We start from the raw sequence: 15,190 nt of genomic DNA, 5'->3' as shown, positions 1-15,190 counted from the left end.
GGCACTTTTTTGCAACGCATTTATATTAGTTTATTCACAGTCGTTTTATTGCTCACTTTAGTGGGTCAAGCGGTTGCGTCTGTAACTATGAGTTGTGATATGCCACACATGAGTCAACCGCATGCAACTATGGCTGATAGTAGTGATATGCATCACGACATGTCTGCGGGTATGATGAACATGGATTGTTGTGACGATGACGCAACCGCTAATCAAGAGTGTGGTTGTCCAATGAGCGCCTGCAGTACCCACTCAATGTTAAACATGAGTGTGTTAGTTACCGTTATACTGACGACGTCTGAAAAAGTACAACTTTATATCCCGCAAAATCAACATCGTATAGCCAGTTCACTGTATCGCCCCCCTATGCCTGCTTAATTGCAGGATAGGTGCGTCTAAAATTTACCTAAATCACCTTTTCTGCCCCTAAATTTAGTTGTCTTTTAATTTTAGTGGAGTAAGTGATGAATCACTTCGCAGTATTTAAAGTCAGTTTTTTAGCGCTTATGCTAACAACTGCAATTCCAGCACACAGTAATGAATTAAGCCTTGATGAAGCGCTCAGCTATGCACTTGATAATGAGCCATGGCTAACCGCCAGCAAATATCAACAAGCTGCTATACAAGCACAAAGTTTAGCGGCAGGCACACTGCCGGATCCAGTATTAACGGTGGGCTTAATGAATTTACCTACCGACGGTTTTGCTTTTGACCAAGAAGGCATGACCCAATTAAAAGTTGGCGTGAGCCAAATGTTTAGCCGTGGCGATAGCTTAGCGCTTAAGCAGTATGCGTTAGCGCAGTCAGCGCAGCAATATCCTTGGCTACGAGCCGACAGACTCGCTCAAGTAAAAACCATTGTTATTGAATCTTGGCTCAATGCATATCGTGCCCAGCAAAGTATTGCGTTAATTGAGCAAGATAAAGCATTGTTCTCGCAACTTATTGATATTACTGAATCGAGTTATGCCAGCTCAGTAGGTAACACCCGCCAACAAGATATTATTCGAGCACAGCTAGAGTTAACCCGTCTTGAAGATAAATTAGTGATGTTAGAGCAGCAGTTCGAAAGCGCGAAAAAGCGTTTATCGCAATGGTTACCAATCAACATGTTAACTCAGCCTGTCAGCGCAAAACGTCATGATATAGCGCCTTTAGTTGATTTTGCGCAGCTTGAATTTGCACAGTTGATGCCATTATTAATGGCGCATCCAGCGATTGTCGCGCTTGATAAAACAGTAGCGGCTAAACAAACAGAAGTTGAGGTGGCAAAACAAGGCTATAAACCGCAGTTTGGGGTAAATATGGGCTATGGTTATCGCGATGATACGCAAATGGGGGATTCCCGAGCGGATCTGTTTTCAGTTGGTGTGAGTGTTGATTTACCACTATTTACTGATAACCGCCAAGACCAACAAGTTAATGCGGCGATAGCTATGGCTGAGGCGGTGAAAACTCAAAAACTAATTGCATTACAAAAGCTAAAAGGGATGTATATTAAAGAGTTTAGTCCGTTGCCCCAATTAGCAAAGCGTGATGCACTTTATCAAACTAAATTATTGCCACAAATGGCAGAGCAAGCACAAGCTACATTAAATGCTTATACCCGTGATGATGGTGACTTTTCAGAAGTAATGCGCGCCCGAATTAGCGAACTGAATGCCAAAATTGATGCGTTAAACATAGAGATTGATCAACAAATTATTATTGCTCGCCTGAATTATTACGCTAGTAGCAAAGATGCTGCTGTGATGGTTGAGCAATTAGCAGGAGAGCACCGTGAACACTAATTTAAAATTGCTTATCGCAGTACTTATAGGTGCAGGAATATCTGCTAGTGGCTTGTATTTTTTCGGTAATAGTACAGAGCCTGAGGTGATCAGCGCAGAGAAAAAACCATTATATTGGGTTGCGCCTATGGATAGTAATTATCGCCGTGATGCACCAGGGCTTTCACCAATGGGGATGGACTTAGTACCTGTGTATAGTGAAGTAGCTGACAACAATCAAGATGGTCCCGGTGCAGTGACAATTTCCCCTGCTGTTGTTAATAATTTAGGGGTTAGAACGGCTAAAGTACAGCTCAAGGCACTGCAAAGTGAAGTAAAAACGGTGGGCTACGTACAATACAATCAAGATCAGTTAGTGCATATTCACCCGCGTGTAGAAGGCTGGATAGAAACGCTGTACGTTAAAGCCGCTGGCGATCAGGTAAAACAAGGGGAACCGCTGTATACCTTATACTCTCCGCAACTGGTAAATGCTCAAGAAGAATTTGTACTGGCTGTTGATCGTAATAACACCGTACTTATTCGTGCAGCCAAAGCGCGCTTAAAAGCATTGAATGTGTCGGATGGTTTTGTCGAGCGCCTACAAGTTAATAAAAAGGTGATGCAAAATATTACCTTCTATGCTCGCCAAAGTGGTGTGGTTGATGAACTTAATGTGCGCGAAGGTTTTTATGTCAAGCCAGGCACCTCAATGATGAGTATTGCTCAACTTGATGAAGTTTGGGTAGAAGCCGAGGTATTCGAGCGGCAAGCGCAGCTTATTGAAGTCGGTTTACCGGTGACTATGACTCTAGATTATATTGCCGGACAAAGCTGGCGCGGTAAGGTCGATTATATTTACCCAACATTGGATGCCAAAAACCGTACTTTGCGGGTGCGTTTACGCTTTAATAATCAAGATCACCAACTAAAACCGAATATGTTTGCGCAAGTAAGCATCCATGCTAAAGCTGCTGAGCAACAACTTATAGTACCTAAAGAAGCGGTGATCCGCACCGGTTCCCAAGACCGTGTTGTTATCGCTTTAGGCGAAGGACGCTTTAAATCGGTGGCAGTCGAACTGGGCCGCAGTGATAGCCATAACGCCGTTATTTTAGCGGGCGTTAAAGCCGATGATGAAGTGGTGACTTCAGCGCAATTCTTGTTAGATTCAGAATCCAGCAAAAGCTCTGATTTTAAGCGCATGCAAACACCAGAAGCTACCACTAGCGTGTGGGGCAAAGGAGTCGTTAATAGTGTAATGGCAGATCGCCGTATGGTGAATATCAGCCATGACCCTATTGAAGAGCTCGATTGGCCTAGTATGAAAATGGACTTTACGGTTGCCGATAGCGTTGATTTTCAAGCGCTGCAAGCTGGGCAAACACTGCATTTTGAGTTGACTAAAAAAGCCGATAGCAGTTATATGATTAGCGGCATTCATATTATGGATTCCACCCATATGATGAGCGAAGCGCAAAATATGGCGACCGTAACCGGTACTATCAACAGCATTAATAAAGCCCAGCGCACTGCCAATATTAGCCGTGGTGCAATTGAGAAATGGCACCGAGATCCGGCCACTATGGACTTTATGTTTGCTGAACATATTGATTTAAGTAGCCTTGAGCCGAAGCAACAGCTGACATTTACTTTTAGTGTGCAAGATGGTGAGTTCGTGATCCAGCGTATCGATACTGAATCAAGCATGCGAACTAGTGACAATAGCGCCATGTCATCGCATGACGGACATTAGGAGGCTTTATGATAGCAGCAGTTATTCGTTGGTCCGTTACCAATCGCTTTTTTGTATTATTGCTAACAGCAATACTCATTGGCAGTGGTTTATTTGCGGTAAAAAATACCCCAGTTGATGCCTTACCTGATTTATCCGATGTGCAGGTGATTGTAAAAACCTCATACCCAGGGCAAGCGCCACAGGTGGTGCAAGATCAGGTTACTTTCCCACTTACCACCGCGATGCTCTCAGTACCCGGGGCGCAAACAGTACGTGGTTTTTCATTTTTTGGTGATTCCTACGTATATGTCATCTTTGATGAAAACACCGATCTTTACTGGGCTAGAAGTCGAGTGCAAGAGTATTTAAGTCAAGTAGCAAGCCGCTTGCCCGACAGCGCAACTGCAGAGCTGGGCCCAGATGCTACCGGTGTAGGTTGGATTTATTTATACGCGCTGGTGGATAAAACCAATCAGCACGACATTAGCCAGTTACGCAGCTTGCAAGATTGGTTTTTAAAGTTTGAATTGCAAACCGTACCAGGGGTGTCAGAAGTGGCCTCAGTGGGCGGTATGGTGAAGCAATATCAAGTCAATGTAGAGCCAGATAAACTGCGTGCTTATGGTATACCACTGAGTTTAATTCAAACCGCAATTAAGCAAGGTAACCAAGAAATGGGCGCTTCGGTGGTGGAAATGGCCGAAGCCGAATACATGGTAACCAGCACCGGTTATATAAAAAGCGTCGCTGATTTAGAGGCAATTCCACTTGGGGTGAATGCCAACGGCACACCGCTGCAATTACGCGATGTAGCCGATATTCGCCTTGGGCCACAAATGCGCCGTGGCATTGCTGAGCTAAACGGCGAGGGCGAAGTAGCTGGTGGCGTAGTGGTGATGCGCTATGGCGAAAACGCACAAAAAACCATAGAGCTGGTGAAAGCAAAACTTGAATCACTTAGCAAAGGCTTACCCGATGGGGTAGAAATTGTGCCTGTGTATGACCGCTCTAATCTGATCAAAAATGCAGTGGATAACCTCACCAGCAAACTATTTGAAGAGCTAGTGGTAGTGGCGCTTATCTGCATCGTATTTTTGTTCCATGTACGCTCGTCCTTGGTGGCAATTATCACTTTACCGCTGGGAATATTAACGGCATTTATCATCATGTATTGGCAAGGCATAAACGCCAATATAATGTCGCTCGGTGGTATTGCTATCGCCATTGGTGCGATGACCGACGGCGCGATTGTAATGATCGAAAACATGCATAAACACATGGAAAAAACGCCACTAACCGATGAAAACCGCTGGCAAGTTGTCACCGATGCTGCCAGTGAAGTCGGTCCAGCGCTGTTTTTTAGCTTAATGATTATTACCGTGAGCTTTATGCCAGTGTTTATTTTAGAAGCCCAAGAAGGCCGGATGTTTGCTCCGTTAGCGTACACTAAAACCTATGCCATGGCCGCATCTGCGGGCTTGGCAATCACTTTAGTACCGGTATTAATGGGTTACTTTATACGCGGCAAAGTTATTTCTGAGCAAAACAACCCAGTAAACCGCTTGCTAGTGAATGCTTACAAGCCGCTGCTGAACACGGTTTTGCGGTTCCCTAAAATGACTTTAGTACTGGCTGTGGTGGTCGCTGTTATTGGCTTTTATCCGGTCAATAAAATTGGCAGTGAGTTTATTCCGCCGCTGGATGAAGGCGATTTAATGTATATGCCGACGACTTATCCTGGTTTATCGATTGGGAAAGCACGAGAGATTTTACAACAAACCGATAAGCTCATCGCCACAGTGCCAGAGGTGTTAACTGTGTTTGGTAAAGTCGGCCGGGCAGAAACAGCAACCGATCCTGCGCCACTGACCATGATTGAAACCTTTATTCAGCTCAAGCCAAAAGATCAGTGGCGCGAAGGCATGACCTTAGACAAGTTGAAAAAAGAACTCGACGGCTTAGTGAAGTTTCCAGGCCTGACTAATGCATGGGTGATGCCAATAAAAACTCGGATTGATATGCTGGCAACTGGGATTAAAACCCCTGTGGGCATTAAAGTTGCGGGACCAAATTTGAGCGAGATTCAAAAAATTGGCCAGCAGATTGAAGTGTTACTTAAAGATGTACCCGGCACGGCTTCCGTTTACTCTGAGCGAGTAGCTGGTGGGCGTTATATCAAGGTCGATATCAACCGTGAAAAAGCTGCCCGTTATAGTTTAAATATTGCTGATGTGCAGCAAGTGGTCGCCACTGCCATTGGCGGCATGAATGTAACCGAAACGGTCGAAGGGCAAGAGCGTTACCCGGTAAACTTACGTTATCCGCAAGACTACCGGGATTCCCCCGAAGAACTGATGCTATTGCCAATAGTCACCCCTGCAGGGCAACGCATTGCTCTTGCCGATGTGGCTGACGTATTTATTGAAGATGGTCCGCCGGGCATAAAAAGCGAAAATGCCCGCTTAAACGGCTGGAGCTTTATTGATATTGATGGCATTGATATTGGTAGTTATGTCGACAATGCGCGCAAAGTGCTTGACGAAAAACTAGTGCTACCAGCAGGTTATTCAATAACCTGGGCAGGGCAATATGAATATATGGAGCGCGCCAAAGAAAAGCTCGCCTATGTATTACCACTGACCTTAGCGATTATAATTGTGTTGTTGTACCTCAACTTTAGAAGCTTTGTAGAAGTGGCAATTATAATAGCAACCTTACCGCTGGCGATGATCGGAGGCATCTGGTTAATGTACTTAGAGGGCTTTAACTTCTCAGTCGCCGTGGGGGTGGGCTTTATTGCCCTTGCCGGGGTCGCGGTGGAAATTGGCGTGATTATGCTGGTGTACTTAAATCAAGCCTACCAAGAAAAGTGTGCTCAAGCCAAGCTAGCAGGTACAACGCTTAGTTTTGCGGAGCTTAAACAAGCCATAGTCGAAGGCGCAGGCCTGCGAGTACGCCCAGTGATGATGACAGTCGCCACTATTATAATCGGTTTGCTCCCCGTACTTTACGGCACAGGCACCGGCAGTGAAGTAATGAGCCGCATTGCCGCTCCTATGGTCGGCGGCATGTTCAGCGCGATTGTATTAACATTGTTGGTACTGCCAGCCGTATATTTGTTATGGCGAAAGCGGGGCCTAAATTCGTAAGTTGAATTAAAAATACAGAGCCCATCAAACTTTGTTTGACCAGAGTCGCAGAACCTCGTAAAACGGGTACTGCGACGATTCAATGTTGATATACTTTTGAAAGTAATCGATAGGTAATGTGTAGATTTGCTTGTTTAAAAATCAAATCTAACGCCAGCTTGTAATTGAGACATGTCTTTGCCGGAGCTAGTAGTAGGTTTGCGTTGTTCATCGTTACTTAAGTCTTCGTATGCTACCCAAGCCCTTAAAGCTTTACTCAAATAACGTATATATTCGATTTTAACGGAATCTACATCACCTGATATATCACAACTGTCTATAGCATAACGAGTATGGATTTTATTTTTACCGAATAGGTAACTGGCATATAAACCACTACTTGTTCTATCTTCAGAGCTACATGCGTTAATTGCATTCTTATTACCCTCTACATCAGCATCTTTCAATCGAACCGTTCCAGTACTACTTCCCCCATAAATATCGTAGATGTTGGTTGCTTTATGTACAAAAGCTGACAATGTCACAGCATCATTAACATCCCACCAACCACGCAACCCATATAGGTTACCTTTATTATCGCCTTGGTTATCTTTAGACCAAGCCGCTTGCACTTTATAAGGTCCAGACTTATATTCTCCACCTAATTGCATTTGATCAACAGAGCTTCCATCTTGCCCTTTAAATTGTAACCCAGCACCAAAGTTCCAATTACCTTGTTTATAAAAATACTGTAGTAAATCATCGTCTCGTACATTACCTTGTCGAATAGTATCTATACCATCTGAAAAATAAGCGCTTCTAACATAGGTATTCCATAATAAAGTTTGAGACCCGAAATAAACTTCACCAAAATCACCTTTCAAACCAACGTAGGCTTGACGAAGAGTCGGGCCATTATTTTGAGTTAAATCAACTGCATTCTCTTCTCTCAGGCCATATTCAACTCTCGTGACTGCTGTTAAATTGTCATCTATTTTGATACTCGCTTTAGCACCTATACGACTCAAAAAGTCGCGGCCATTAGCCCCATCATCAGATGTACCTGCGTCAATATTATCTACACCTAAACGTATAGAAGCATAAAAATCTATATCCTTGATACTTGGCTCAGCTGCTTTTACATTACTAGTAATAGTAAGAAAAGACGTTAGAATAACCCCTACAAAAAGTGGACTAAGTTCTGATTTCATATAAACCTCTAATTATTTTTGTTACTAAATTTGTTTTTATTCAGTTGCTTATTAAAATTTAATTTTTAAGCATTCAAAATTAAGTTTATTTTACTGATAATCTAAAGGTTCACTTCACAGTCTAAACTTACTCACTTCATTGTTAATCTGTCTTCCTAAGTCGTGTAATTTTTGAGCTTGTTCAGCAGCTAATTGGCTTGCTTCAAACATTTCATCACCGACCCCTCGGATTGTCTCAGTATTGCGACTGATTTCTAAGGTGACAGCTGATTGCTCTTCAGCGGCGGTGGCAATTTGTGCTGCCATGTCATTTATCACACTAACCGATTCTAATATTTTACCGAGACTTTGATTCGCTTTTTGAGCATCTTCAACACTTTGGTTGGCCATTCCTTTACCTTTATCAGTCGCATCTACCGCTTTTAGTGCTGCGCTTTGTAGTGACTCAATCATGCCTTGGATTTCTTGAGTCGAAGTATAAGTTCGTTGTGATAAAACCCTTACTTCATCGGCAACTACAGCAAAGCCACGCCCTTGCTCCCCAGCTCTTGCTGCTTCAATTGCTGCATTTAATGCCAGTAAATTTGTTTGCTCTGAAATACCGCTGATAGTAGATAAAATTGATGTTATTTCTTGCGCGTGTTTATTCAAATCACGAATAATTTCGCTCGCTTTTTCGACCTCATCAGCTAGGACTTTTGTAGATTTTTGACTTTGCTCAACGCCAAAACGGCCTTGCTCTGTAACGCTTACGCAGTTTTGTGATGATTGTGCAGTTTGTTCTGCATTAGCAGCGATTTCTTTTGTTGCCGCAGCCATTTCAGTTACCGCAGTTGCAACCATATGAATTTCACTTTGATGACGCTGTAATCTATCGTTTTGCTTATTTGTTGCTGTAGATACATCACCAGCTTCACTTAGCAATATTGTTGATGCGTCACTCAGTCGACTTATAATGCCATGTAATTGTTCAACAAAACGGTTAAAGCTCGATGCAAGTTGGCCTATTTCATCGCCACTATTCACTTCTAACCTAACTGTCAAATCGCCATTACCATTAGCAATAGCATCTAAATTTTGAGTGATAGAACTTAAGTTTTTGAGCATGATTTTTAACAAAAATGAGATGATAAACAGTACAAATATTAACATTGCAGTGCTGATGATCACTTGAGTAATAAGCTGGCTTCGTACAGGTGCAAATAAAGTATCTTTGTCCATTACTAAAATAATTGACCAGCTGGAGTTAGGAATAGCCTGTGCAAAAATAAGTCGCTCGCGATTATCTAAGGTCATTTCTTCTAAAGTATGCTTAGTCACTAGCTTTTCTAACAACTGACCCGTAAAGCTTTTATCGAGATCTGATGCTTTAGTACTTTGTTTTTTTGTATCAGGATGAGCAACAACTTGATCGCTTTTGTCAACAATGATGGCATATCCATCGCCAGGTACATCGAGAGCATTTATATATTTAGTTAATTGAGCTAAAGTTAAATTAGCGCCAACTGCACCAACTATCTCACCTTCCTTTCTCACTGGCTCTGAAAGAGTAACCACATATTCTTGGGTGCTTGCAGAAACAAAAGGAGCAGCTAAAAAACTACCATTTTCTTCTAATGCACCTTTGTACCAACTCCGTACTCTGGGATCATAATTTGGTGGATTAAGGTTAGGGTCGTTACGGTACATTTCTCCTTGTTCATTACCATAGTAAACAAGCGAAAAACCTAAACTTTCTTTTACTTGGTCAAGCAAAATATAAGGTTTTACTTCAGGATGGTCAGCAATAACTTTAGACAGTTTAATAACAGCCTGACGCCTGTCATACATCCAATCACCAACCCCATTTGTAAATACATCTGAGACTAAATTTATTTCTTCTCGTAATGCGGAATCTATATTTTTTTGTAATGCATTTAAGCTCTGTATTAGCATCGCTATAAAAAATATAAAAAAGCAAAAAAAAGTAATAATTAATATTTTTTTTCGAAGGGAATACTTATCCATAAAGCGTTAACCACCAATAAAAAGAGCATATGCTCAAGCTGAAATAATTTACTGTTTTCATCAATCAACAAATGAATATTAGTAAACATTAGAAATTACACCAGCATAGCGATGTAAAATTTATTTATGATTCCCAGCTAAGGGTTGTAGAGATTTCACATTGTCAGCTAAGTTATCAGCAAACTTGGGATGTCATGTTTTGCATTTACTTATGCTTTAAGATGAAACGCTACTTGGCTACTAAGGTTAGAATTTGCGAGTGTTTTATGTCACATCAATTAGTCATAATTTAAATATGAGCCACCGTTTTTGTACCACCACTCTATAAAAATTACCCTATGACTTGTAACTTATACGAGTTTGGGTGATTTACTTTCAATATCTCTCTGTTTTAATTTAACTTTTTATTGGCACGTTTTACGCAAGAGTATGGTTACTAGGGTTAATTAAGGAACGCACATGCAAGTTAAAACAATACAAGAAGTGTACGACTGGACTGTACTATTTCATACCCAAATGGCGGCAAATTTTTTTAGTCTCAGAGACGATTTAGCAGAGCATAACCAAATGCTGGCAGACTATTTTGTTAAGTACGAAAAAAAGTTGGCTGAGGATTTAGTTGGTTTTAAAGCCATCACGGAGATCAATACCTTAGATACTTATTGTTACGAGTACTTTGCTGAAAACTCTGAACTGATTAATTTTACAGATTTAAACCGTGATACGCGTGTTGATGAGCAAGCCATGCAAGGTTATATATCAGATCAGCATCAAAAGGTGATCAATCTTTATCAATACTTACTTAGTCGTGCAGAAACGCCAACAGGTAAAGAGAAACTATCTCAATTGCTGGAGCTTGAACATCAAGGATTAAAGCAAATGATGCAAAGTGCTAATCGCCATATGGATATGTAATAGAAGATCTAATTTGGATAGCGCATGTTATCCAAATTCAGCCATGTCTGTAAATCACACAAAGTCGATTAAAAAGCCTACTTTCTTCAAATATTTTTGCTCTTGTTGTAAATCAGCATGAAGCAAGGTTTGTTCATTGAGCCAATCAGCTGGGAACTGCAATAGCATACTATTGCCTTTTACTGACACTGCTAACTCTTGATGTTGATCGTTAAGGCGTTTTTGATTTAATAATATAGCTAGTCTGAGTAATACAATTAATTGTAATATTTGAAAGTGCGGCACTGAGAGTAAAGTTGGAAATTCTTCTAAACGAATTTTTTTACGGTAAAACCGTATCATACAGCTTAATAATGTTTGCTGTTGTTGAGTAAATCCTGGCAGCTGACTATTTTCAACAACATAAGCACTATGTTTGTGTAAGCCTGATGAGTTAATACCTAAACCCACTTCGTGTAATTGCGCTGCCCACACTAATAATTGATGATTATCTAATGAGTCGAGCTGCCATTCTTTTTGTACTTGTAGGAATAACCAATCGGCAGTATTTGCAACACGCTGGGCATGTACTTTATCTATTGTGTTTCTTTCGCTTAAATTAGCTATGGTATTGGTGCGTATATCTTTAAGCGCTAACTTTTGCTGCATTTCATGCAGTAAACCTTCACGTAGTGAAAAGTCGCTGTAATCCATTTCGGTAATATTAAACAGCTGAAAAATCGCGAGTAAAATAGTTAAGCCACCGCAAATACTTACTTGACGCTCCGGGCTTAAACCTTCAATAAGTAAGTTATCGATAGTTTTAGCGGCTATAAACTGAGTTTTAAGTTCGAGCAATCGCTCCAGTGTGATATTTTTTTGTTCAGGGTCATTAGCGTTGATCATGGCTAATATTGATTTAATGGTGCCTGACGTCCCCACTACCGATTGCCAGCCTGCACTAATGTAATTGGCAAAAATAACCTCAAGTTCTTGCTCTGCTTTTATTTGTGCTTTGCTAAAGCGTTTATCATTAATAATACCATCGGCAAAAAATTGCTTGGTATAGCTTACGCAGCCCATATTGCGACTTGAGAGCAGCTTATGTTTAAAATGCTTGCCAATAATTAGCTCGGTACTACCGCCGCCAATATCAATAACTAAACGGTTTTCATCGTGATGAACATAATGAGCTACACCTTGATAGATTAAGCGCGCTTCTTCTTGACCTGAGATCACATCAATATGATAAGGAAAAACTCTATTTGCCTGAGTTAAAAATGAATTAATATTTTTAGCTCGTCGTAATGTATAAGTTGCAGCAATTTTTACATTGCTCGCAGGGAAGTCTTGTAGCGTAGTAGCAAACTGCTTTAATATCGTTAATGCTCTATCTATGGCAGTTTGACTTAATTGATTTTTGTCGTCTAAGCCATCGGCTAAGTAAACGCGTTGTTTTTCTTTGTGGAGAATTTGCAAAGAGCCATCCACTTCTCTTGCGACCACTAAATGAAAGCTGTTTGACCCTAAGTCAACCGCAGCAATTGAGGGATAATCATTCATTATTGTAATTGCCTTCCCATTTTTTTAAGTGATCATAAATAGCTATTTGCGAACGTATTTTTTTACGATTTCCGCGTCTAACATAATGATTTTTCTGTTCGCTATCAATGATTCTCGCTTTGGTACGATCTTTAAATTGCAGTTCAAGTACGTCAACAATGAGTTGTTTTAGTTTTTCATCATAAATAGGCACGCCAACTTCAACTCGATGATCAAGATTACGTGTCATCCAATCTGCAGATGAAATATAGACTTTTTCATCCCCATTATTACCAAAGATCATAACTCGCGGGTGCTCTAAAAAGCGATCGACGATACTAATTACCCGAATGTTGTCGCTAAAATTATTGAGTCCTGGCACTAAGGAACACATACCACGGACAATAATGCGAATTTTAACACCGCTACGAGCGGCCAAGTACAAACAATCAACCAGTTCTTTATCTACTAAGTTATTTATTTTTAATGTTATTTTACCGGTGTGACCATTTTCAACATGGGTTATTTCTTGGTGAATTAAACCAAGCAACAGCTGTCGAGCGTTCACTGGCGAAATCATCAAATGTTCGAACATAAACGGTTTATAACTGCTTTCAATAAACTTAAATACGCTATCACTTTCGTCACAAATACCTTGATGTTTAGTAAATAAACTAAAGTCTGTATAGATTTTGGCGGTTTTTTCGTGAAAATTACCAGTGCCAATGTGCGCGTACTTTACTATTTGACCTTTTTCACGACGATGAATAATACATAACTTACTGTGTACTTTGAGAGCTGGTATACCAAAAATAACTTTAATACCTGCGCCACTGAGTACTTTTGCCCACTCAATATTATTTTGTTCATCAAAGCGTGCTTTTAGCTCCACCATAACGGTGACTTTTTTGCCATTTTTTGCCGCGTTGATCAGTGATGAAATTAATCGAGATTTACTCGCAACACGATAAATGTTTACTTTAATTTGTGTTACTCGAGGGTCAAATGCTGCTTGGCGAACATATTCCAGTAGATGATTAAATGTATGATATGGATAATAAAGTAGAATATCTTGCTGACTAATTGCAGCAAACACACTGGCATGATTATTAAATGCTGTGCTTTGCAAAGCCGGTAATGATTTGTTTTCTAAATATTGCCGACCAACATTGGGAAAACCAATAAAGTCTCTAAAGTTACGATAGCGACCACCGGGGATCAACGCATCGTGATGAGTAACACCTAAGCGTTTTTTCATTACTTTGAGCATTGGCTCGGGCATCGCTTGGTCGTATACTAAGCGCACCGGCTCGGCATAAATACGCTGTTTTAGGCCCTTAGACATCTTATCTAAAATGCCTTCTTCTAGTTCGTCATCTAGGTTGTATTCTGCATCACGGGTCAGCTTGATTGCGTAGCCTTGGATCTCAGTAAAACTAAAAAAACTGCTAAATACGTCACTTAAAAAAAACAAAATAATGTCATCTAACATCACAATAGTTTTATGACGACGGGTTTTTTCGGGTGGTAAAATTACAAAGCGTGGTACGCGATCGGTAGGGACTTCTAACATCGCATAATGACTTTTGTCGTTAAACATTTCGACAAACAAGTACGTCATTGTATCGTTAATATGATCTGAGAAGTCTTTATTTTCATCCAGCATTATTGGCGATATATGCTGTAATACATTGTCGTGAAAAAATATTTTTAGCCAGTTAATATGAAATTCACTAAGCTGCTCGGGACGGTCAACATGAATGTTGTGGGTATTTAAATCATGGAGAATTTGCTGATGAATAACGTTAAATTTTTTACCAAGCTGCAAAACCTTTTGCTGAATTTGGGTCAGTAAAATTTCATCTTCATCAAAATTAGTATCTGGTAGTTTATTTAATAGAATGCGTCGTTTTACATCGGCAACCCGAACTCTGAAGAATTCATCTAAATTGTTTGAGAAGATCCCCAAAAAACGAATACGTTCAATAATCGGGTTATTTTTATCTTTAGCTTCTTGTAAAACACGATCGTTAAAAGACAGCCAACTTAACTCTGGGGCAAAATAATTAATCGTTTGAGACACATCAGCGCAGGCGTTCATATTCTATTCCTTGGATAGCAACTGAACAAAATATAGAACACTTAGATGACATAAAAATGACAAAAATGTCACTTTTGTGACATGTTTGTCTTGCTATAGAAGATGGCTGTGAGGTGTGACTTAAGCGTCTTCAATATCAACAATTAAGTCGGATGTAATTGCTTCGAGTGCAGCAACAACTTCGTCTTTATTCATGCCCGTTGGCAAAGCAACTGTTGCAACGGCGCTGAAAATTGGTACCCCCCAGTTTGGTGCGCTCTGCTGCTTAGAGTTTAGGTGGGTAATATTTGCTCCCTTGTGACGCAATACTCCGGCTAGTTCCTGGATAATACCTGGTCGATCATTGCCAGTTATTACAAAATTAAGCTGTTCAGCAGGTGTGTCTGGTAATTCATGCGCGCCTGTTTCAATCCGTACTTCTAATTGTGGTAAGCCATGCAATGCATCTTGTAATTCTTGCAGATGCTCTGCTGGCACTGCTACTTCAATGATGCCAGCAAAGTGACCGGCTAAATGGCTTAAGTTACTGGTTAACCAGTTACCATTATGATTTAAAATTGCAGATGAGATGTCTTCTACAAGTCCCGGACGATCTTGTCCCAAAATAGTTATAACCAATTGCTTCATATAGATAATTCCTAAAGAGTGCCGTAATTAAATAATAAATGCCCAGGCATGAAATTATTGAATGATTAAAAAGAACCGGATTGAGTATTGACTCAGTCCCCAAATTTGTCCAATTTTTTTGCCAATAGTTCAATTTAAAAACAGTAAAATAGTGTGAGTTTACAGTCTGAATT

10 protein-coding genes are annotated in these 15,190 nt (G+C 40.5%); 5 read left to right on the top strand and 5 right to left on the bottom strand.

The window, feature by feature from the left end; translation table 11 throughout:
• From H5232_RS13865 to H5232_RS13850, 4 genes are all read left to right on the top strand, one after another.
• A partial coding sequence (locus tag H5232_RS13865; protein ID WP_310736880.1) for a hypothetical protein occupies positions 1 to 378 on the top strand: 378 nt, incomplete at its 5' end.
• Positions 379 to 464: 86 nt separating this feature from the next.
• Positions 465 to 1,790, top strand: coding sequence for a TolC family protein (locus H5232_RS13860; RefSeq protein ID WP_182831076.1), 1,326 nt, complete (start codon positions 465 to 467; stop codon positions 1,788 to 1,790).
• A complete protein-coding gene (locus H5232_RS13855) occupies positions 1,780 to 3,525 on the top strand; it encodes an efflux RND transporter periplasmic adaptor subunit (protein ID WP_182785196.1) in 1,746 nt (581 codons plus the stop codon). Before H5232_RS13860 ends, H5232_RS13855 begins: the two co-directional genes overlap by 11 nt.
• Before the next feature lie 8 nt (positions 3,526 to 3,533).
• A complete protein-coding gene (locus H5232_RS13850; RefSeq protein ID WP_182740450.1) occupies positions 3,534 to 6,656 on the top strand; it encodes an efflux RND transporter permease subunit in 3,123 nt (1,040 codons plus the stop codon).
• Between the two features lie 134 nt (positions 6,657 to 6,790).
• Here H5232_RS13850 and H5232_RS13845 read toward each other — a convergent pair whose 3' ends face one another.
• Entirely contained in the window at positions 6,791 to 7,846 is a 1,056-nt protein-coding gene (locus H5232_RS13845; RefSeq protein ID WP_182719196.1) for a porin, read from the bottom strand.
• A 114-nt stretch (positions 7,847 to 7,960) separates the two neighbouring features.
• Positions 7,961 to 9,853, bottom strand: a complete 1,893-nt coding sequence (locus H5232_RS13840; RefSeq protein WP_182719197.1) for a methyl-accepting chemotaxis protein — start codon at positions 9,851 to 9,853, stop codon at positions 7,961 to 7,963.
• A 459-nt stretch (positions 9,854 to 10,312) separates the two neighbouring features.
• Between H5232_RS13840 and H5232_RS13835 the strand changes: the two genes are divergently transcribed.
• Entirely contained in the window at positions 10,313 to 10,768 is a 456-nt protein-coding gene (locus tag H5232_RS13835; protein WP_145238201.1) for a hypothetical protein, read from the top strand.
• 54 nt (positions 10,769 to 10,822) lie between these two features.
• Here H5232_RS13835 and H5232_RS13830 read toward each other — a convergent pair whose 3' ends face one another.
• The 3 genes from H5232_RS13830 to H5232_RS13820 all read right to left on the bottom strand — a co-directional run bounded on the left by H5232_RS13830 (position 10,823) and on the right by H5232_RS13820 (position 15,017).
• The gene (locus H5232_RS13830; protein ID WP_182719198.1) at positions 10,823 to 12,310 is read right to left on the bottom strand and encodes an exopolyphosphatase; all 1,488 of its coding nucleotides are present in this window, start codon (positions 12,308 to 12,310) and stop codon (positions 10,823 to 10,825) included.
• Positions 12,303 to 14,390 carry a polyphosphate kinase 1 gene (gene ppk1 / locus H5232_RS13825; protein WP_182740448.1) on the bottom strand — a complete coding sequence of 696 codons (2,088 nt, stop codon included), beginning with the start codon at positions 14,388 to 14,390 and terminating at the stop codon, positions 12,303 to 12,305. Before ppk1 ends, H5232_RS13830 begins: the two co-directional genes overlap by 8 nt.
• A 120-nt stretch (positions 14,391 to 14,510) precedes the next feature.
• Entirely contained in the window at positions 14,511 to 15,017 is a 507-nt protein-coding gene (locus H5232_RS13820; RefSeq protein WP_149980525.1) for a glycine cleavage system protein R, read from the bottom strand.
• Positions 15,018 to 15,190 lie beyond the last annotated feature (173 nt).

It is taken from the genome of Pseudoalteromonas sp. SG41-5 (assembly GCF_014164495.1).
Classification (GTDB): Bacteria; Pseudomonadota; Gammaproteobacteria; order Enterobacterales; family Alteromonadaceae; genus Pseudoalteromonas; species Pseudoalteromonas rhizosphaerae.
This window is presented reverse-complemented; position numbering and strand designations above follow the sequence as displayed.

Bases quoted from the DNA above. Each gene is read 5' to 3' on its own strand.
- H5232_RS13860 (WP_182831076.1), top strand. From the start codon at position 465: ATGAATCACTTCGCAGTATTTAAAGTCAGTTTTTTAGCGCTTATGCTA.
- H5232_RS13850 (WP_182740450.1), top strand. From the start codon at position 3,534: ATGATAGCAGCAGTTATTCGTTGGTCCGTTACCAATCGCTTTTTTGTA.
- H5232_RS13845 (WP_182719196.1), bottom strand. From the start codon at position 7,846: ATGAAATCAGAACTTAGTCCACTTTTTGTAGGGGTTATTCTAACGTCT.
- H5232_RS13840 (WP_182719197.1), bottom strand. From the start codon at position 9,853: ATGGATAAGTATTCCCTTCGAAAAAAAATATTAATTATTACTTTTTTT.
- H5232_RS13835 (WP_145238201.1), top strand. From the start codon at position 10,313: ATGCAAGTTAAAACAATACAAGAAGTGTACGACTGGACTGTACTATTT.
- H5232_RS13830 (WP_182719198.1), bottom strand. From the start codon at position 12,310: ATGAATGATTATCCCTCAATTGCTGCGGTTGACTTAGGGTCAAACAGC.
- ppk1 (WP_182740448.1), bottom strand. From the start codon at position 14,390: ATGAACGCCTGCGCTGATGTGTCTCAAACGATTAATTATTTTGCCCCA.
- H5232_RS13820 (WP_149980525.1), bottom strand. From the start codon at position 15,017: ATGAAGCAATTGGTTATAACTATTTTGGGACAAGATCGTCCGGGACTT.